Below are 19,399 nucleotides of genomic sequence, written 5' to 3'. Positions count from 1 at the left end.
GCTAAGATGCGAGGGGTTAGGTTAGCCTTACCTGATATCGGGGGCCTGCATTGCGGCTGTACCTCACCGCGCTCAAACCGACCGACTCGGTCACCGACGGTTTCCTTCCCGCGGCCCGCGCGCTGGGCTGCGACGTCACGATCCTGACCGACCGTCCGGAGCGGCACCTCGGCTCCGGGACCGAGGTGCTCCCCTGCGACGTGCGCGACGCCCGCGCGGTGATCGACGTCATCGCCCACCACCACCCGCCCGCCGCGGTCTTCTCCAACTCCGACCACCTCCAGGCCGAGACCGCCCTGGCGGCCGAGTACTTCGGGCTGCCCGGCAAGGACTGGCGGGCCTGCGCCACGGCCAAGAACAAGGCGCTCACCCGGCGGCGGCTGGCGGCCGCCGGGGTCGAGGCGGTCCGCTCGGTACGGCTGGCGCCCGGCGACCCGCTCCCGCGGGAGGTGCCGCTGCCCGCCGTGGTCAAGCCCCGCGAGGGCGTGGCCAGCGAGGACGTCGTGCTGGCCCGGGACGGGCGCGAGCTGGCCGAGGCGGTGCGGGCGATCCGGGACCGGCGGCCGGGCGAGGCCCTGGTCGTGGAGGAGTACCTCGACGGCCCGCTGCACACGCTGGAGACGCTGGGCGACGGCCGGGAGATCCGGGTGCTCGGCGGTTTCCGGACCACGCTCGGGCCGCTGCCGTACTTCGTGGAGGAGCGCCTGGACTGGGAGCCCCCGCCCGCGCGGGAGCACGTGCTGCGGGCGCTGGAGGCGCTGGGCGCGGGGTTCGGGGCCTGCCACACCGAGTACGTGATGACGGCGGACGGGCCGCGGATCATCGAGGTCAACTACCGGGTGATCGGCGACCACTGCGACTTCCTCCTCGCCGACCTGCTCGGGATCCCGCTGTTCGAACGGATCCTCGGCGTGCACCTGGGGGCGGGCCTCGGCGACCCGGGCGCCGCCCGCGGCCACGGGACCGCGCTGAGCCTCCTCGCGGAGCGCTCGGGGACCGTGGCGGCCGCCCCGGGCACGGTCACGCCGTCCGGCGGGGAGCCGGTGCGGCTCTGGCACCGGCCGCTCAGGGCGGTGGGCGAGCGCGTCGACCTCAGCCACACCAACCGCGACTACCTGGGCGTCGTCCGCGCCGTCGGGCCCGACCGCGCGAGCGTGGACGAGGCCGTCGCGGCCTTCACAGCCGAGCACCCCTGGGTGATCGTATGACCGTGGAGACCGCCGTCGCCGGACGGGAGCCGTACCTCGCCGCCCGGGTCCTGGACGCGCTGCTGCGCGAGGACTACGGCGGCCTCGCCCGGCGGGTGACCCGGAGCAAGGACGGCGTCGCCCTGGTCCTGCCCGGCGGGCGGCGGGTCCGGCTGGTCCCCGGCTCGCTCTTCCAGGACTTCGTGACGGCCCCCGAGGAGCGCCTGCGCCTGGCGGAGGTGCTGGACACGCTGCGGGAGATCGCCGCCCCGGCGGACGCCCCGGGGGTCGAGGCGTTCGTCCGGGAGTGCCACGAGGCCCTGCGCGCCCTCGACCTCCACGGCCGGCACCGCGAGAGCGTGCTGGCCCGGCTGGGCCGAGGCCTTCCCCTGCGGGGCCCGGAGGGGAAGGCCGGGGCGGGCGCCTCCCCGGCCGGAACGGATCCGGGCGAGGACGCCGTCCGGTACGAGACGCTGGCGGCCTTCGCCGACCACCCGGTGTACCCGACGGCGCGCGCCAGGGCCGGGCTCTCGGACGAGGAGCTGACGGCGTACGCGCCGGAGTTCGCACCGCGCTTCGAGCTGCGGTGGGCGGCGGTGCCCCGCGACCGGGTCACCGGGCGGCCCGTGCCCCTGGCCCCGGAGTTCGCGCGGGTGGGGCTGGCCGGAGGGCTCGCGGAGACGCACGCGCTCTTCCCCGTGCACCCGCTGACGGTCCCGGCCGTCCGGGAGATCCCGTGGGCGGTCCTGGCGCCGGTGCCGTACCTGCCGGTCAGGCCCACGCTCTCGATGCGCACCGTCGCGGCCGGCGGGCGCACGCAGCTGAAGCTGCCGCTGGCCACCAGCACCCTCGGCCTGCGCAACCGGCGGTCGATCAAGCCCGGCACACTGGCCGACGGGGCCGCCGCCGAACTGCTGCTGCGCGCGATGCCGTACCCCGGGGTCCTCCTGGCCGACGAGCAGACCCACGCCCACGCCGGGCACGAGTACCTCGGCTGGCTCGCCCGCGGCCTGCCGCCGGGCGAGATCGTCCCGGTCGCCGCGCTGCCCGCCCCGCTTCCCGGGGGCGGCACGGTCGTCGAGGCGCTCGCGGACCGGCTCTGCGGCGGTGACGCGGAGCGGCTGCTCGGCGAGTACCTGCGGCTGCTGTTCGGCTACGGCGTGCGGCTCTTCGTCCGGTACGGCACCGCGCTGGAGGCCCACCAGCAGAACCTCGCGCTGGTGATCGGCGGCGGCCCCGGCCCGCTCCGGCTCCTGGTCAAGGACAACGACGGCCTGCTCACCTCCCCCGACCGGCTGCGCGCCGCCGGCCTGGCCGCACCCGCCTTCACCGACGAGCGCATGCTGACCGACGACCCGCACGCGCTCGCCGACGTGTTCGTGACCATCACCCTGCACCTGGCCGCCGCCGCCCCGGCGTTCGGCGCGCTGCCCCCGGCACGCGCCGCCCGCCTGCTGCGGGAGACGCTCGCCGGGGCGCTGGAGCCGTACGGCGACGACCCGATGGCCCGGCTGCTGCGGGCCAGGACCCTCGACGCCGCCCGGCTCGTCGGCAAGTCGATGGTCACCGCCGGGACCCTGGTGGACAAGGCGCGCACCGGGGCCCGCGACGTGAACAAGTTCTACGGCACCAGCGGACCCAACTACCTCCGGCAGCCCCCCGCGGCCATCCGGCCCGTGACCCAGCGAAGGACGCCATGACCAGCCTCGCGCTCGACTCCCCCGCCGCTGTCGCCGAGGAGGCCACCCTGTCGGCGCTGCTGCGCTGCGCCGTCCGGGAGGTGGCCGGGCCGCGCGGACAGGTCTGGCACGCCGGGCCGTACGTGCTGCTGCGCGTGGCGGGCACCCTGCTGCGGGCCCGGGCGCACGGCGGACTCGCGCTGCGCTTCCGGGGCTCCCCGGAGTGGCTGGAGGACGGCTGCTGGCAGCCGCTCCCCGCCGACCTGCTGGTCCGGCTGGTCGAGGCCGAGCTGGGCGGCGGGAACGAGGAGTTCTCCGCCCAGGTCGGGGCGAGCCGGGAGGCGGTGGCGGCGCTGCTGCGCGCCCGGCGGGAGGCGGTCCCCCCCGCCGACCCGTGGCTGGCGTCCGAGCAGGCGCTGGTCTTCGGGCACCCGTTCCACCCCAGCCCCAAGGCGCGCGGCGGACGGGGGGAAGGCGCCGGGCAGGCGCGGACGGCGGACGGCGGCCCCGGCGCGGACTGGCTCGCGTACGCCCCCGAGGCCCACGCGAGCTTCCCGCTCCGGCTCCTGGCGGTCCGGGACGACGTGCTGGCCGAGGCGGGCCGGACCGCGCCGCTGGACGGGCTCGGCACGGCGCCGCCCGGTTACTCCCTGCTCCCGGCGCACCCCTGGCAGCTCGACCTGCTCGCGGCCGAGCTGGCCGAGCCGCTGGCCGACGGGAGGCTGCTCGACCTGGGGCACGGTGCCCGTCCGGCGGTGCCGACCTCGTCGGTCCGCACGGTCTACGAGCCGGCGATCGACCGGTGCCTGAAGTTCAGCCTGGACGTGCGGATCACCAACTGCGTGCGGAAGAACTCCTGGTACGAGCTGGCCGGGGCGGTCGAGCTGACCTCCCGGCTGGAACCGGTCTTCGGCAGGCTGGCCGAGGAGTTCCCCGGCACCCGCTGGCTCCCCGAGCCCGGCTACCGCTCGGCCGGGCTCGGCACCCGGCTGCTGGAGGGGCTGGGCGTGATCATCCGGGAGAGCCCCTGGTCGGCGTGCCGCCCGGGGGTCACCCCCGTGCTGAGCGGGGCCCTGGCGACGCCGGGCGCCGCCCCGGGGGAGCCGTGGACCCCGCCGGGCCCTCCGGAGGGCGCGCGGGCCGTGGCGGGGGCCGCCGCGGCCGATCCGGTGCGCTGGTGGCGGGCCTACGTGGAGCGCGTCGCGCTCCCGGTGCTGGACGCCTACCTGACCCACGGCGTGGTGCTGGAGCCGCACCTGCAGAACGTGCTGGTCGGAGTGGACGCCGCCGGGATGCCGGTGGAGGGGGTCTTCCGCGACCTGGAGGGCACCAAGCTCGTCGCCGGCCGCCACGACCTGGCGGGACTCCACCCCCGGGTCGCCGGGGCGCTCACCTACGACGCGGCGGGCGGCTGGAACCGGGTGCTGTACTGCCTGATGGTCAACCACCTGCCGGAGATCGCCGCCACGCTCGCCGGGACCGGTCCGGAGCGGAAGGCGCGGGTGACGGAGCGGGAGCTGTGGGCGGCGGCCGGGGAGGTGCTGGCGGGCTACGCCGCCTCCCGGGGCCGGCCGCGCGAGCTGTCGGACCTGCTGGCCGGGGCGCCGCTGCCCGCCAAGGCCAACCTCTCGGTCCGGTGGAACCGGTCGGCCGACCGGGCGGCGGGGTACGTCCCGGTCGCCAACCCCCTGGCCGTGCTGTCGTGATCCGTGCCGTCGTGATCCGTGCGGCGGGCGGGAGCCGTACCGGGAAGCGGCCGGTCGCCGGAACCGCCCCGCCCGCCCCGGCACCCGGCCCCGCTCACCCGGGTTCGGGGACCGACTCGACGAGGGCGACCAGGCCGCGTTCGTCGAGGAGGTTCACCGGGCGGACCGTCTCGTTGAAACGCACGTAGTGGAAGGCCGCGCTCACCCGCTCCAGGGGCACGCCGGCCAGCTGGGACCAGGCCAGGCGGTAGGCGGCGAGCTGGACGGAGGCCGCGGCCCGGGTCGTCTCCATCAGGCGGCGGCCCGTCTTCCAGTCGACGATCTCGTAGCCGCCGTCCGGCGTCCGGAAGACGGCGTCCATCCGGCCGCGGACCAGCCGGTCGGCGATCATCGTCTCGAACGGGACCTCGACGTCGAGCGGCTCCCGGCCCGCCCACTCGCTCTCCTCGAACCTCTCCCGCAGCTCGGCCAGGAGCGCCTCGGCCTCCTCGGCCTCGTCTCCGGCGCCGGGGAGCTCGAGCTCGTCGAGGAGCCGCTGCTGGCCCCAGCGGGACTCCAGCCACTGGTGGAAGGAGGTGCCGCGGCGGGCCAGGGGCGCGGGCCGCTTCGGGACGGGGCGGCGGATCTGCCGGGCCAGCGCCCTGGGATCGGCGGCCAGGGCGACGAGGGCCGAGACGGTGAGGTGGGCGGGCAGCTCGACCTGGCGCCCGCCGCGCCGCCGGTTCCGCTCCCGCTCCCGGAGCAGGAGCTCGGCGTCCCGCTCCCAGGCCCTGGCCCGTTCCCGGTCCCACCCGCGCAGCTCCGCCAGGCGCGGGTCCTCCTCGCCCCCGGGCTCCGCGGTCTCGGCGGGCTCCGCGGGCTCGGGGCCGTCTCCGCCGGGTGTGCCGTGTGCGGCGGTCTCGGCGGGCTCGGCGAGGGAGCGGAGGGCTTCCTCGACGAGGAAGGAGCCGTCGACGACGGCCTCGTAGCGGGCGCCCTCGGGGGTGACCGGCCAGACGGTCTCCGCGGGCTCGGCGAGGAGGGGGTTCGTGGCGCCCTCCTCCGGCTCCGGCGGCCACGTGGCCACCCGGCCGCAGGTCTCCCGGATCTCCAGCAGGAAGTCCGACGGTTGCAGGGGCTTGGCCGCGCTGCCCCAGCGGTACCCCGAGGCGATCAGCAGGTAGTGGGCGCGGGTGACCGCGACGTAGGCGAGCCTCCGCTCCTCCAGCAGGTCGCGGTCGCGGCAGAGCTCGTCGAACCCGGCGAGCTCCTCCCTGGCCAGCCCGGCCAGCCTGGGCAGGTCGGAGGCGTCGCCGCGCAGCGGGTAGGGCAGCTTGCGCGGGTTCTCCGTCCACCTCGGGCTCACCACCGGCCGGGCCGGGAAGACGGTGCCGACGGTCAGCCCGCCGGTCTTCGACAGCGCCTGCGACATCCCGGGCACGATCACGACCGGCCACTCCAGGCCCTTGGACGCGTGCACGGTCATCAGCTTGACGCTGTTGCTCTCACCCACCCGCCCGGCGTCCAGGCCGTTCTCCTCCTCGTCGGCGGCCTTGAGGAACGCCAGGAACGCGCCCAGCGTCGGGTCCTCGGAGTCGCCCGCGAACCGGGAGGCCGCGTCGACGAAGGCGTCCAGGTCGGCCCGGGCGGCGAACGGGCCCGCGGCCGCGCCCCGGGCCGCCACCTCGATGTCCAGGCCGAGACGGCGCTCGACCTCGGTGATCAGGTCGGGGAGCGGCTGCCCCGCTCGGGCGCGCAGGGCCCGCAGCTCCTGCGCCATGGCGACCAGCCGGACCCGCGCCAGCGGTGAGAACAGGTCCTGCCACTCGGGCCGGTCGGGCAGCTCGTCCAGCGCGTCGACCAGGCTGCCGCGCTCCTCCGACAGCTCCGCGACGACCTGGTCCAGCGGGTCGGTCACCGGGGAGCCGTCCTCGCGGTTCTCCCGGTTCAGCTCACGGGCCCGTTCGCCCAGCTCCTTGAGGTCGGCCGGGCCGATCCGCCAGCGGGGGCCGGACAGCAGCCGGACCAGGGCGTCCCCGGCCGTCGGGTCGTAGAGCACGCGAAGGGTGGCCACCACGTCGGCGACCTCGGGCACGGTGAGCAGGCCGCCCAGGCCGACCACCTCCACCGGCACGCCGCGCTCCTCCAGCGCCCTTCGCAGCGCGGGGAACTGCGAGCGCTTGCGCGCGAGGATCGCCACGTCGTGCGGTTGCAGGCACTGCGGACCGCCCCACATGCTCTGCTTGGCCTTCTTGCGCTCCCCCTCGCCCCACGGCAGGCCGTCCGGGGCGGTGTCGCTCCCCAGCAGGCCGCACACCTGGCCGGCGATCCAGCGGGCCTCGTCCTCGGCCGTCTCGTGGAAGGCGCACAGCACCCGGCCGCGCTCGACCCGGTTGCCTCCGGGCACCAGCACCGGCACCTCCCGCGCCTCCATCCGCAGCGGGATCTGCACGCGGGCGGCGACGTCGAGGACGGCGTCGCCGTTGCGGAAGCTGACCGAGAGCCGGCGGACCGGGGCGGGCTCCCCGGAGGCCGTGCGGAAGTCGCGGGGGAAGCGGGTGAGGTTCCCGGCGGACGCGCCGCGCCAGCCGTAGATGGACTGGCACGGGTCGCCGACGGCGGTCACCGGGTGGCCTCCGCCGAACAACGAGCGGAGCAGGACGAGCTGGGCGTGGCTGGTGTCCTGGTACTCGTCCAGGAGGACGACGGCGAACCGGTCCCGCTCGATCCGGCCGACCTCGGGGTGCCCGGCCGCGATCCGGGCGGCCAGCGCCATCTGGTCGCCGTGGTCGACGACCTCGCGCCTGCGCTTGAGCCGGGTGTAGGCCTCCACCAGCGGGAGCAGCTGCTCCCTGGCCTTCTGCACGGCCAGCGGCCTGCGCTGGGCCACGATCGGGGAGCCGGGCAGCGCGCCGTACCGCTCGGTCAGCCAGGCGCCCACCTCCCGCACGTCCTGCGGCTCGCGCATGTGCTCGGCCAGCTCTCCGGCCAGCTCCAGCACCGCGCGGGTGACCGTGGCCGGCCCCCAGTCGAGCTGCTCCATCGGCCCGTCGTAGGCGCTGACCACGTGCCCGGCGAGCTGCCAGGCGATGGCCGGGGTGATCAGCCGCATGGTGGGCTCCAGCGCCTCGCGCAGGGCGTGGTCGGTCACCAGCCGGGCGGCGTAGGCGTGGTAGGTCGAGATGGTCGGCTCGCCCGCCAGAGGGTCCGCGGACACGTCCCGGCCGAGGGCGGCCAGCCGCTCGCGCACCCGGTGGGAGAGCTCGCTCGCCGCCTTCCTGGTGAAGGTCAGGCCCAGCACCTGCTCGGGCCGGACCAGGCCGTTGGCGACCAGCCAGACGACCCGGCCCGCCATGGTCTCGCTCTTGCCCGACCCGGCCCCGGCCACCACGACCATGGGTTCGAGCCCGGCCTCGATCACCGCCGCCTGTTCCGGAGTCGGGGGAAGGATGCCCAGCTTGTCCGCGAGCTGGATCGGACTCAGCAACCCCGGCCTCCATCGGTACGGCACGGCAGGACACGGCAGGATGCGGCACGGCCCCGCGCGGCACGGCGGGACACGGCACGGCGGGACACGGCACGGCGGGACACGGCACGGCTCAGCACACCTGGCCCCCGCTCTCGTTGACCGGGCAGCTCGCCCGCGCGGCGCAGGTGCGGCAGCCGTCGTTGACCTTGGCGTGGAAGAAGGGCAGGGACATGCCCCGCGCCACGGTGTCCACCATGTCGTGGGCCCAGCCGGGCTCGGGGTCGTCCGACAGGGGGCGCTGGATCTGCTCCCTGGCGTCCTTGCCCGCGGCGTTGCCGACCTGGACGAGGGCGGCGCCCCCGGGCTCGGTCATGCCGTACCGCTGGAAGGCGCCGAGCAGCGCGGCGAGCTGGTAGACGCCGAGCTGGGGGTGGCGTTCGAGGTCGGCGTCGGAGGGCTTGCTCCCGCCGGTCTTGATGTCGATGATCACGGCGCGGCCCTGCCCGTCGCGCTCGATCCGGTCCACCCGGCCCTTGATCTGCACGCCCTCGGTGACCATCGCGACGAAGGACTCCTCGGTGGCGACCAGGGTGCGGGGGTTCTCCCTGTGCCACTCGACGAACCTGGCGATCATCTTCTCGGCGACGCGGCGCTGCTTGCGGTTGTACCAGACACCGCCGAAGTCCAGCTCGTCCCAGACCTTGTCCAGGTGCTTGGCGAGGGTCTCCTCGCTGGGCATGCCGTCCGCGGCGAGCACGGCCAGCGCGTGGACGACCGTGCCCAGGCCGCGGGCCACGTCGGTGCCGCCCGCGCCCACGGAGGTCTCCAGCAGCCAGCGCAGGCCGCACTTGGTGAAGCTCTCCACCGCCGAGGGCGAGATCCGCACGACGTCGTCGGGCCAGCCGAGCGGGCGGTCGTCGGAGATCGGGGTGAGGGCGTACCACTCGTCGGGGTGGGCGCCCTGCACGCCCTCCGCGGCCAGCCGGGCCAGGTGCCCGGCGGCGGCCCTGCGCAGGGGCTCCGGCCGGGTCGGGTCGCACACCGCCGCGCGCAGGTCGGCCACCAGCGCGGGCATGGTCAGCCAGCGGGACCGGTCGTCGACGGCCGCCGCCTCCTCTCCCGTGCCGGGTACCAGCTCGGTAAGGAACCTCGACGGCCGCTCCTCGACGTCCTCCCCGCCCACGGCGGTGACGACGAGCCGGGTCCGGGCCCTGGTCGCGGCCACGTAGAACAGGCGGCGCTCCTCGGCCAGCAGCTGGGAGGCGAGCGCGGCGTGGACCGCGGCCGGGTTCTCGTGCCCGGAGCCCTCCGCCCGGGCGCACATGTCGTCGGTGCTCAGCACCGACCCGCGCGGCCGCAGGTCGGGCCAGGTCCCCTCCTGGACCCCGGCGACGACCACGAGGTCCCACTCCAGGCCCTTGGCGCTGTGGGCGGTCATGACGTGCACCGCGTCGCTCTCGGGCGCCCGCGCGGCCAGGGAGTCCTCGGGGATCTCCTGGGAGACCAGGTCCTGCACGAACACGTCGACGCCCGCGTGCGGCAGCCGGTCGACGAACTTGGCCGCCCGGTCGAACAGCACCATGACGGCGTCCAGGTCGCGGTCGGCCTGCCGGCCCCGGTGCCCGCCCGCGGCGCTCGTGTCGCTCCACTTCTCGGCGAGGCCGGTGAGCTGCCAGACGGCCCAGAGCGCGTCCTCGGCCGTGCCGCCCCGCCGTACGGCCTCGGTGGCGGCGGCGATCAGCCGGGCGAGCCGCTCGGCGGGGAGCGCGATGTGCGGCTCCACCAGGACCAGCTCCCGCGCGTCCTTGAGCGCCGCGACGAGCAGTTCCCCGGAGGACCTCGGCCTGCCGCCGGGAGCCCGGGGGGCGGGCGCCTCCTGATCGGCGGACCCCGGACCGGGCGTGAACGGCTCGGGCTCGGGGGTCCCGGAACCGGCGGGACCGGACGGTTCCGGCACGGGTGCTCCGGACGTCTCGGGAGCGTCCTGGACGCCGCCCTCGGGGCCGGGCTCCTCGATCTCCGCCGGGAGCGTCATGGCCTCGTGCTCGGCGACGCGCAGCGCGCGGCGCAGGCGGCGCACCCCGATCATGTCGGTGCCTCCGAGGGCGCCGGTCAGCAGTTCCTCGGCCGTGCCCTCGTCGAGGGTCTCCGGGTGGAGCGCCACCTGGATCAGCCGGATCAGCGGGCGCACGCCCGGCTCCTGGATCAGCGGCACCCCGCCACCGCCCACCACGACCGGCACCCCGGCGGCGACCAGCGCCCGGCGCAGCAGCGGCACCTGCCGGGTCGCCGACCGGACCAGCACGGCCATCCGCGACCACGGGACGCCGTCGAGCAGGTTGGCGCGGCGCAGGGTGTCGGCGACGATCGCCGCCTCCTGGGTGGGGCTGTCGGCCACCACGGCCCGGACGTCCCCGTGCTCGGCCTCCGCGAGCGCCGTCAGGTCGCGGTGCGCGGCGCCGCCGGGGACGGCGGGCAGGCGGGCGGCGACGCGCCGGGTGGCGGCCAGCAGCGCGGGACCGCTGCGCCGGCAGGTCCGCAGCGCGATGATCGGGGCCTCCCGCCCGGCGGTGTCGCGGAACCGGTCGGGGAAGTCCATGATCCCGTGGACGTCGGCGCCGCGGAAGCCGTAGATCGACTGGTCCGGGTCGCCGACCGCGATGAGGTCGCGGCCCTCGCCGGCGAGCCTCTGGAGCAGGGCCTCCTGGGCGGGGTCGGTGTCCTGGTACTCGTCCACGAGGACGACGTCGTAGGCCGAGCGCTCGCGCTGCCGTACGTCGTGGTCGGCGAGCAGGCCCGCGGCGGCGCGGATCAGTTCGGAGTAGTCGAGCACCGGGTCGGGGTCGAGGTCGAAGCGGTCCAGGTAGCGGTCGGTGAACCGCCCGGCCGCGGCCCAGTCGGCGCGGCCGTGGCGGCGGCCGAGCGCGGCCAGGCCCTGCCCGTCCAGGCCGCGTTCGGCGGCGCGGGCGATGAAGTCGCGCAGCTCCTGGGCGAACCCGCGGGTCTTGAGCGCCTCGCGCATGTCGTCCGGCCAGTGCAGCCCGCCGTCCTCCAGCTCGCCCAGGAGCATGCGGCGGATCTCCAGAAGCTGCTCGGGGCCGGTGAGCAGCCGGGGCGCGGGCCCCCCGGCCAGCACCGCCTCGCGGCGGAGCAGGGCGTAGGCGTAGCTGTGGAAGGTGAGCGCGAGCGGCGTCCTGGTGGTGCGGCGGAGCCGGGCGGTGATCCGCCCGCGCAGCTCGTCGGCGGCCCTGCGGCTGAAGGTGAGGACCAGCACCCGCTCGGGGTCCGTCCCCCGGCGCTCGACCCGGTCGACCACGGTCTCCACGATCGTGGTGGTCTTGCCGGTGCCGGGGCCCGCCAGGACGAGCAGGGGGCCGCTCCCATGGGCCACGACCGCCCGCTGGTGCTCGTCGAGCACGGGGGCCACGGCTCTCCCCGCACCCCCGCGACGCACCAGCCGCCAGCCCTGACCACTCACAACTCGCCATTCCACCAGATCCCGGGCAGTGATCGTGCCGAGTCCGCCCGCACGGCATGACGGGGAAGGGGTCCGGGCAGGTCAGCCGGGCCAGGCCACCGCCCCGGACCGGTGGAAGTCCACGCCCAGCGCGGCCCAGCGGGGCCCGTGCCCGGCCAGGCGGGCCGCGAAGCCGTCGAAGTCCCTGGCCCGCTGCGGCGTCCAGGCCACCTCGGCGACCGCCGGGAGCCGCGGGAACGCCAGGTACTCCAGGTCGTCCATCGTCTCGGCGGTCTCGGTCCAGAGCGGCGCCTCCACGCCGAGCACCTGGCCGTCCCCGACCCCGGGAATCATCGCCGCCGGGTCCCAGTCGTAGGCGTCCTCGATCTCGATGAGCCCGGCCCAGCGCAGCCCGAGGCGGGTCCCGGAGTCGTACTTCATGTCCAGGTAGGTCCGCGAGGCCGGGGACATGACCAGTCTCCCGCCCTGCCGTACGGCGCTCAGCGCCTCCTCGGGCGTGCGGCCGGTCTGCCAGTACTGGGTGACGGTGCCCGGCGCGAGCCGCGAGCCGCCGATCTCCTGCCACCCGACCGCCCGCTTGCCCGCCGCCCCGACCAGCTCCTGCGCCCGCTCGACGAACCGGTCGTACCGCTCCGGGGCGAGCTCGGAGACCTCGTCCCCGCCGATGTGCAGGTAGGGGCCGGGAGTCATGCGGGCCAGCTCCCCGACCACGTCGGCCACGAACCGGTCCACGGCGGGCGTGCCCACGCACAGCGCGCTGAACCCGACGTCGGTCCCGGTGTACGGCTCGCGCCGGCGGCCGTCGCAGCTCAGCTCCGGGTCGGCGGTCAGCGCCGCGTTCACGTGGCCCGGCATGTCGATCTCGGGCACGACCTCGACGAAGCGCTCCCGCGCGTGGGCGACGATCTCCCGGTAGTCCTGCTCGGTGTAGAAGCCGCCGGGCCCGCCGCCGACCTCGGTGGCGCCGCCGGCCTCCGTCAGCTCCGGCCGTCCGGCGATCGCCAGCCGCCAGCCCTGGTCGTCGCTGAGGTGCAGGTGGAGGACGTTGATCTTGTAGGCCGAGACGAGGTCGATGTAGCGCTTGACCTCCTCCACCGTGAAGAAGTGCCGGGCGACGTCCAGCATCGCGCCGCGCCAGGCGAACCGCGGCCGGTCGGCGATCCGCACCCCGGGCAGCGTCACCCCGGTCGTCCCGGACGCCCGGGCCGGGCCGGTCGCCGGGAGCAGCTGCCCGAGCGTCTGCACGCCGCGGAAGAGCCCCACCGGCCGCGCCGCCCGGATCCGGACCCCGCCGGAGTCCACGGTGAGCTCGTACGCCTCGGCCTCGGGCCCTTCGAGGACCGCCTCCGGACCCGCGGCCCCTCCCGGTCCCGGGCCGGGACTCCCGCCGCCGGTGAGCTCCAGGCGGACGGCCCCGCCCTCCCCGGTGCGCGGCGCCCGCCCGGTCGCCTCCCGTACGGCGGCCGCCAGCTGCCCGGCCGCCCCCGCGGCCTCCGGCGGCGCGGTGATCACGAGGTCCGCGGGGATCGTGAACCCGGCCCCCCGGTAGACGACCTCGGCGGGGAGCGGCACCAGGCCGTGCGGGGCTCCCCCGGCGTCCCCGTCCGCGCCGGAGCACGCTCCCGCGGAGAGCACGGCGGCGGCCAGGGCGGTGACGAGAGGTGCGCGCCATCTCATGACCGAATCAGATCATCACCGACCCGGTGGGGGAACCCTAATTGGAAAGTTTCTTTAACATTTCTTTCCCCGCCGGACCGCCCGCCGCGCTCAGAAGACGTGGTCGACGAGCCTGGCAGTGGCCTTGCCGTCGTCGCGGGGCGCGTAGACGCGCCTGAAGTGCTCGTAGCGGTCGGCGTGGGCGGCGGCCACCTCGTCGATCGTCCGCAGCGCCTCGATCACCTCGGCGCCGGTGGACAGCAGCGGGCCGGGGGCCTCGGCCGCCAGGTCGAGGTAGAGACCGCGCTTGGCCGAGTAGCGCTGCAGGTCGTAGGTGAAGAACACCATCGGCCGCCCGGTCGCGGCGAAGTCGAACATGACCGACGAGTAGTCCGTGATCAGCACGTCCGCGACCAGCAGCAGATCCGCCATGTCCGGATACGTGGTGACGTCACGTCCCAACCCCCGGGGGATGTTGGGCGCCGCCTGCATCGAGTGGCCCCGGATCAGGAACTCGTGGCCGGGGCCCAGCACCCGGTGCGCCTCGGCCAGGTCCAGCTTGAGCGAGGCGTTCTTCCGGTCGTAGTCGCGGAACGTCGGCGCGTACAGCACCAGCCTGGCGTCCTCGGCCACGCCCAGCCGGGCGCGCACCCGCGCCGCCGGCTCATCGCGGTCCGGGGAGGCCAGGACGTCGTTGCGCGGGTAGCCGCTCTCCAGGACCTCGCCCTGGTAGCCGAAGGCCTTGCGCAGGACCGGGACGGCCCACGGGCTCTGCGCGACCAGCAGGTCCCAGCCGCGCACCTCGACGGCCTGCCGGTGCCAGGCCGGCGGCTTCGGGTCGCGGGACATGTGCGGCAGGTCGTTGCCCATGCGCTTGAGCGGGCTGCCGTGCCAGGTCTGCACGACCGTCTGGTCCTCGCGCGCCCGGAACCACGGAGGCAGGAAGCCGTTGGTCACCACGTACCGGGAGCGGGCGAGCACCGCGTAGTGCTCCCGGCTTCCGGCGCGGACCACGGTCGGGCGGATGTCCGGGCCGAACCCCAGCTCCCGCGAGCCGGGCGGGGTGAACGCGCCGTCCTTGACGATCCAGATGTGCTCGCGGTCGTCTCCCCGGCGCACCCGCTCCTCGTAGATCGCGCGGACGTTGCCCTCGTACTGCCGCCCGTCGTAGGCGACGTAGACGGTCGCGTCGGTCAGCCCGCGGGTCCGCTCGGCCGGGTAGAAGGTGCGCTGCAGGACGTGCAGCCCGCCCGGCCCCTTCTCGTCGTCGGGCCGCACCTCGGCGACGGCCAGCACCGGCACGTCGAACCGGGTGGAGATCAGCCGGTACTCGCGGCCGTCGACGGCCTTCGGGCTCTCGTCGAGCGCGCCGAGGGCCTCGTGCTCCATCCGGACCGGGACGATCTCCCCCGACGCCTCGCGGACCGCCATGCTCCAGTTCCCGCTGCCCAGCGGGACGGTCTCCCCGAAGCGGGGCATCGCGGCGGACGTGAGCCGTACCGTGAAGCGGGAGTCGTCGCGCTCCAGCTCGGTGGCGTACATCAGCCCGCTGCGGTGGCGGATCGTCAGCTCGGCCCGGTCCGAACCGGGATAGGAGCCCTCGAGCGTGAGCGAGCCGTCCTGCTCCCAGGTCGCGGCCGAGACGACCGGGCGGACCCGGTGCGCGGAGATGACCACCCGGTCGCGCCGGTCGCCCAGGACCGTGATCTCCCGCGCGCCGATGACGGTCCGGCTCTCCCGCGCGCCGCCCAGCATGACCGGGGCCGCCGGATCGCCCTTGGGCTCGATCCAGAGCCGGCCGCCGTCGCGCTCGGACAGCAGCGACGACACGGCCAGCGGCACGACGACCTCGGTGCCGCCCTCGGCCGGGGTGAAGTCGGCCGCGATGCGGTGGCCGTCCAGCCGCGCGTGCCCCTTGACGACCTTCTTCTCCGGGAGGAAGACCTTCAGCTCCAGCCGCTCGCCGTCCAGCCGCACCCCGGTCAGCTCGGCCCGGGTGGGCTGCAGCACGACCTGCAGGGCGCGGTCGGAGGTCCAGACGGGCCGGATCCACCAGCGCGGGCGGGTCTCCATGCCCGACGGGCGCTCGGTCCGGCCGCTGGAGGGGCCGCGGAGCAGGCCGACGGCGCGGGCGCCCCGGCTCCAGATCACGATCTCGGCGCGCCAGGTGGTGGTGTCGCGTACGGTGGCGCGGCGGCGGAGCAGCCGCTTGCCGCCGCGGACGACGGCCCGCAGGGCGGCGCGCCAGCGTAGCGCCGACGGCGACAGCTCGGCGGTGAACCCCGACCAGTCGTAGTTGCAGCCCGCCTCGCGGGCGCCGTGGGTGGCCTCCGGGTGGTGGATCCGGCGGGTGCGCAGCCGAATCGGGGGCAGCCAGCGGGGGCCGCGCAGCACGACGGTGGCGCGGTTGAAGCGGCGGCTGCGGACCGAGAGCCCGGCCAGGTAGGCGTGGCCGGTGATCCGGAGCCGCCCGCCCTCCCAGGAGATGTCCTCGACCTGGGTCACCGGGATGAGGTCGGCGGCGCGGAGCCGGTACAGCGGCTCCGGGATCTGGTCGCGGAGCGGCAGGTCGGCGTACCAGCGCATGCTCTTGCGGATCCGCCGGGACGGCTCGGCGGCGGCGGTGACGAGCTTGCTCAGGGCGTCGCCCTCGGCCAGCTCGTCGATCCCGTGGTTCTCGATCAGATGGAAGGCGAGCCGCCGGGCGACCGGGAGCTCGAGCTTGACCTTGGGGTCGACCCCGGCGAGGTAGGGCCTGACCGCGGTGAGGAACTCGCGGCGGCGGGCGGCCCCCCGCTTGACCGCGACGTCCATCCGGAAGCCGAGCGGACCGGCCAGCACCTCGGCGTCGAACCGCCTGCGCTCGGCCGGGGTCAGCCCTCCGGCGAGCAGCGCATCCATGATCAACGAGAGGGGTTCTCCCCGGTCGCAGAGGTCCTGCACGGTCCGCAGACGCTCGACGACGGCATCGCCGCTCGCTCGCGCGGGTGAGACGCCGGTGGCCATGGGGGAGGCACCGCCTTTCGGGCAGACGCTGTCCGTCCCACGCCATGTTAGTGCGCTCCGGGAGTCGGTTACGCGCTACTTTCCAACTGTCCGTCCCATCGCGCACGGCGCATGTCCGCGCGGGAGCCCCGCAGCGGGGTCCCCTCCTGCCTCCAGTGGGCGAGGCAGCGCTGCTCGTGGCCCGGGGGCGGGGTGCCGTCGGCGTGCACCACGCGCCACCACGGGACACCGCCGCCCCAGGCGGACATGACGCTCCCGACCTGCCGCGGGCCGCCCTGGCCGAGGTACTCGGCGATGTCCCCGTAGGACATGACCATGCCGCGCGGGATGCGTTCGACCAGGTCGAGCACCGCCTCGGCGTACGGGGGCGGGTGGCCCTGAGGCTCGGCGCGCCCCGTCACCGGCGTTCCGCCTTCCGGCGGGGGTCCGCTACGCGCTCCATACGGCGGGCCCGGCCGCGAGGATCTCGTCCAGCCGCCCGAACTCGTAGGCGTCCGAGCCGCTGCGCTGCTCGACCAGGCCGTCGCGGATCGCGTAGGACTCCCCGTCCTCGCCGACCAGGGACGCGCCGAGCAGGGCCGACACCCGTGCGAGCTGGGCCACCTGCCAGTCGGATCCGGGCGCGCCGGACAGCGTGCCGTTCCAGACCGCGACGGCGTGGACTCTCTCACCGTGGCGCGCGAGGATCTCGCCCGCCTCCTGCGAACCGCGGAACTCGAACCCCGCCCGCCCGAGCACGTCCGCGAGCTCCGCGAAGGCGAAAGGCGCCGGGCGTTCCACCCGCAACTCGTACCCCATGCTGCGCGACCCTAGCGAACCTTCACCCCTTTCCGGACAGGGAAAGCCGACATCGCGTCGACCGCATCCGAACAGTGTCCAAAACGCGCTCGAATCGCGTCACGCCGGTCCCCCGGCGCCGGATCTCCGGGTGAGGGCCACCACGGCTCCGGCGAACGCCAGGACGCCCAGGAGCAGGCCGGCGCCGTACAGCCAGAGGTGGAGCGGGTCGGCCCCCGGGCGGGGCGGCTCCTCGGGGAGCGGGCCCACGCCGAAGTGGTGCTCGTCCGCCACCGGGGGCGGGGTCGCGGCGGGGGGCGTCCTCCCCGCGCCGGCGAGCTCCCCGGCCCTGGCGAGCGCCGCCCCGGCGTCCACCACGCCGAACCCGAGGTGGTCGTCGTACCCGGCGCCGGAGGCGGAAGCGGCGGTGGAGGTGAGCGCGCGTGACACCATCTGCGGCGACATGTCAGGGTATTTCGCCTTTATCAGGGCGACGACTCCCGCCACGAGTGCGGCCGAGGCGCTCGTCCCGTCCGAGGAGCCGTACTCCCCTCCGGGGAGCACCACGGGCACCGCCACGCCCGGCGCGGAGACCAGCACCGAGAGGTTGTCGCTGCTGAACGGGGCGGGCTCGCCCGCCGGGCCGGACGCCCCGACCCCGATGACCCCCGAGTACCCGGCGGGGAAGTTCCAGAAGGAGGTGGCGTTGGCCGCGGCGTACTCGCTGTCGCCCCCGTTGCCCACCGACGCGACGAGCACCACCCCCTTGGAGAGGGCGTAGGAGACCGCCTCGCGCTCGGCCCGGTGCGGGCCGTAGGCGCCCAGCGACATGCTGACCACCTGGGCCCCGTTGTCGGCGGCGTAGCGGATCGCCCGGGCCACGGGGCTGTTCCGGAGCGTCCGCACGTCCTCCTCCGGCGGGATCGTGCCGTCCTCGCCGGAGAAGTTCAGCGGCAGCGAGAGGATCCGGGCCTCGGGCGCGATCCCGAGCAGTCCCCTGCCGCCGCCGGTGCCGCCGCCGGCGATGAGCGAGGCCATGGCGGTGCCGTGCCGTGTCGCGGAGTCCTCTCCCTCCCCCGGGGTGCCCGTCCGCGCCCCGGGATCGTCCGGCCCCAGCTCGGGCCCGACGGTGACCCGGCCGCGCAGCTCGGCGACCCCGCCGTCCACGGAGCCGTCCACCAGGGCCACGGTGACCCCGGCGCCCCGGGTGACCCGCCACGCCTCCTCGACGTTGAGCGCCTCCAGCACCCACCGCTGCTCCTCGCGGATGTCGTCCGCGCTCCAGCCCGGCTCCCGGTTGACGTCGGCGGCGGCCGGCGCGCCCGCCGCCGCCGAGGGCGGCGCCGGGAGGAGCCCCAGGCAGGCCGCCGCGAGGAGCACGACCGCCGCGCCCGCCGCCCGGGCCCGCCTCAGCACGCGTTCCCCTGCGTGCACCGCGGTACGGCGGGCTCGGCGCCCAGCGCGTGGGCGATGCGCCCGGCCACGGCCTGGGCCGCCGGCCACAGCTCGCTGTGCGGGATCTCCTCCGGGGCGATCGACGCGCGGGTGCGGCCGTCGGTGTAGCCGGCGGTGGAGAAGACGATGTACGGGCCGACCCCGATCCACGCGTTGCGCTGACGCTGGGCCGCGCCGAACAGGTCGGTCGCGGTTCCCGGGAAGGCCACCGGCCGGACCCCCACCCGGTCGTCGACGGGCAGCTCGGCGGTGGCCGCCCGCCGCTTCTCCGCGTCGTCCATGACCGCGACGCCCACCGTGATCGCGAAGGTGGACGTCTGGTCCACGTAGGTGGCCCGCAGCAGCGTGCGGCAGCCGTGCTGGGCCAGGACCGATCCGACCGCGGCGTCCGTGCCGGACCGGCAGGCGGTCTCGGGGGCGATGCCGACCCGCTGGGCGTACTGCTGCGTCCGGGCCAGGCCGATGTACTCCAGTTCGCGGGGGAAGACCAGCGACGCGGGCCAGGTGCGCCAGCGCCTGGCGACGTCCTCCTGGACGTAGCGGTTCTGCTCGGCGGCGGTCAGCGGGCGGGCGGCGGTCTCGCTCAGCAGCCCGACCGTGCCGGAGAGCACGTCGGCCGCGGCCACGGCCAGGATCGTGCCCATCAGCAGCAGGAAGACGGCGCGGAACCGGATGCCCCGTTCGAGCGCGACCGCCCCGGCGCGCTCCGCCGCGAGGCGGTCGCGGACCGTCGCGGACCACGGGCGGACCCGGGCGCGGCGGGCGGCGGGACGCGGCGCGGGCGTCCGGCGCGGGGGTCCCGCCCCGGAGTCGTGCGCCCCGGAGTCGCCGCTCCCGGAGCCGGCCGCTCCGGCGCCTCCGGCCGGGGAACCCTCGGGCAGGGGACCGCGACGCCCCGCGGCGCCCCGGGCGATGCGGGACCCGGCGGGCGGCCAGCCGCCGCGGGCGCGCGCCGAGGAGGATTCCGGGCGCCGTTCCGGCTCCTGGGACCTCCCGGTCTGCGACAT

11 protein-coding genes are annotated in these 19,399 nt (G+C 75.9%); 3 read left to right on the top strand and 8 right to left on the bottom strand.

The window, feature by feature from the left end; all coding sequences use genetic code 11:
- Positions 1 to 50: 50 nt before the first annotated feature.
- The 3 genes from FHS22_RS10965 to FHS22_RS10955 are packed head-to-tail and all read left to right on the top strand — an operon-like array spanning position 51 to position 4,572.
- A complete protein-coding gene (locus FHS22_RS10965; protein WP_184940696.1) occupies positions 51 to 1,208 on the top strand; it encodes an ATP-grasp domain-containing protein in 1,158 nt (385 codons plus the stop codon).
- Positions 1,205 to 2,887 carry an IucA/IucC family protein gene (locus FHS22_RS10960; RefSeq protein WP_184940694.1) on the top strand — a complete coding sequence of 561 codons (1,683 nt, stop codon included), beginning with the start codon at positions 1,205 to 1,207 and terminating at the stop codon, positions 2,885 to 2,887. Before FHS22_RS10965 ends, FHS22_RS10960 begins: the two co-directional genes overlap by 4 nt.
- Positions 2,884 to 4,572, top strand: coding sequence for an IucA/IucC family protein (locus tag FHS22_RS10955; RefSeq protein WP_184940692.1), 1,689 nt, complete (start codon positions 2,884 to 2,886; stop codon positions 4,570 to 4,572). Before FHS22_RS10960 ends, FHS22_RS10955 begins: the two co-directional genes overlap by 4 nt.
- 94 nt (positions 4,573 to 4,666) lie before the next feature.
- On the opposite strand, the gene FHS22_RS10950 is transcribed toward FHS22_RS10955, so the two are convergent.
- The 8 genes from FHS22_RS10950 to FHS22_RS10915 all read right to left on the bottom strand — a co-directional run bounded on the left by FHS22_RS10950 (position 4,667) and on the right by FHS22_RS10915 (position 19,399).
- Positions 4,667 to 8,038, bottom strand: coding sequence for an ATP-dependent helicase (locus tag FHS22_RS10950; protein ID WP_184940690.1), 3,372 nt, complete (start codon positions 8,036 to 8,038; stop codon positions 4,667 to 4,669).
- A 112-nt stretch (positions 8,039 to 8,150) separates the two neighbouring features.
- Positions 8,151 to 11,438, bottom strand: a complete 3,288-nt coding sequence (locus tag FHS22_RS10945) for a UvrD-helicase domain-containing protein (protein WP_184940790.1) — start codon at positions 11,436 to 11,438, stop codon at positions 8,151 to 8,153.
- A gap of 141 nt (positions 11,439 to 11,579) precedes the next feature.
- Positions 11,580 to 13,175 carry a family 20 glycosylhydrolase gene (locus FHS22_RS10940; RefSeq protein WP_184940689.1) on the bottom strand — a complete coding sequence of 532 codons (1,596 nt, stop codon included), beginning with the start codon at positions 13,173 to 13,175 and terminating at the stop codon, positions 11,580 to 11,582.
- Between the two features lie 90 nt (positions 13,176 to 13,265).
- Positions 13,266 to 16,160: a CDP-glycerol glycerophosphotransferase family protein gene (locus FHS22_RS10935; protein WP_260407834.1), complete on the bottom strand. Its 2,895-nt coding sequence runs from the start codon at positions 16,158 to 16,160 to the stop codon at positions 13,266 to 13,268.
- 68 nt (positions 16,161 to 16,228) lie between these two features.
- On the bottom strand, positions 16,229 to 16,561 hold the full coding sequence (locus tag FHS22_RS10930; RefSeq protein ID WP_184940687.1) for an MGMT family protein: 333 nt from the start codon (positions 16,559 to 16,561) through the stop codon (positions 16,229 to 16,231).
- 28 nt (positions 16,562 to 16,589) lie between these two features.
- A complete protein-coding gene (locus FHS22_RS10925) occupies positions 16,590 to 16,958 on the bottom strand; it encodes a hypothetical protein (RefSeq protein WP_184940685.1) in 369 nt (122 codons plus the stop codon).
- Between the two features lie 99 nt (positions 16,959 to 17,057).
- Entirely contained in the window at positions 17,058 to 18,353 is a 1,296-nt protein-coding gene (locus tag FHS22_RS10920; RefSeq protein WP_338047703.1) for a S8 family serine peptidase, read from the bottom strand.
- The gene (locus tag FHS22_RS10915; RefSeq protein ID WP_184940684.1) at positions 18,347 to 19,399 is read right to left on the bottom strand and encodes a hypothetical protein; all 1,053 of its coding nucleotides are present in this window, start codon (positions 19,397 to 19,399) and stop codon (positions 18,347 to 18,349) included. The genes FHS22_RS10920 and FHS22_RS10915 overlap by 7 nt, the downstream gene beginning before the upstream one ends.

The organism is Thiemannella venezuelensis, from assembly GCF_014203605.1.
Classification (GTDB): domain Bacteria; phylum Actinomycetota; class Actinomycetes; order Streptosporangiales; family Streptosporangiaceae; genus Planomonospora_A; species Planomonospora_A venezuelensis.
This window is presented reverse-complemented; position numbering and strand designations above follow the sequence as displayed.

Coding starts and splice junctions, on each gene's coding strand:
- FHS22_RS10960 (WP_184940694.1), top strand. CDS start 1,205: ATGACCGTGGAGACCGCCGTCGCCGGACGGGAGCCGTACCTCGCCGCC.
- FHS22_RS10955 (WP_184940692.1), top strand. CDS start 2,884: ATGACCAGCCTCGCGCTCGACTCCCCCGCCGCTGTCGCCGAGGAGGCC.
- FHS22_RS10940 (WP_184940689.1), bottom strand. CDS start 13,175: ATGAGATGGCGCGCACCTCTCGTCACCGCCCTGGCCGCCGCCGTGCTC.
- FHS22_RS10935 (WP_260407834.1), bottom strand. CDS start 16,160: ATGGCCACCGGCGTCTCACCCGCGCGAGCGAGCGGCGATGCCGTCGTC.
- FHS22_RS10925 (WP_184940685.1), bottom strand. CDS start 16,958: ATGGGGTACGAGTTGCGGGTGGAACGCCCGGCGCCTTTCGCCTTCGCG.
- FHS22_RS10915 (WP_184940684.1), bottom strand. CDS start 19,399: ATGTCGCAGACCGGGAGGTCCCAGGAGCCGGAACGGCGCCCGGAATCC.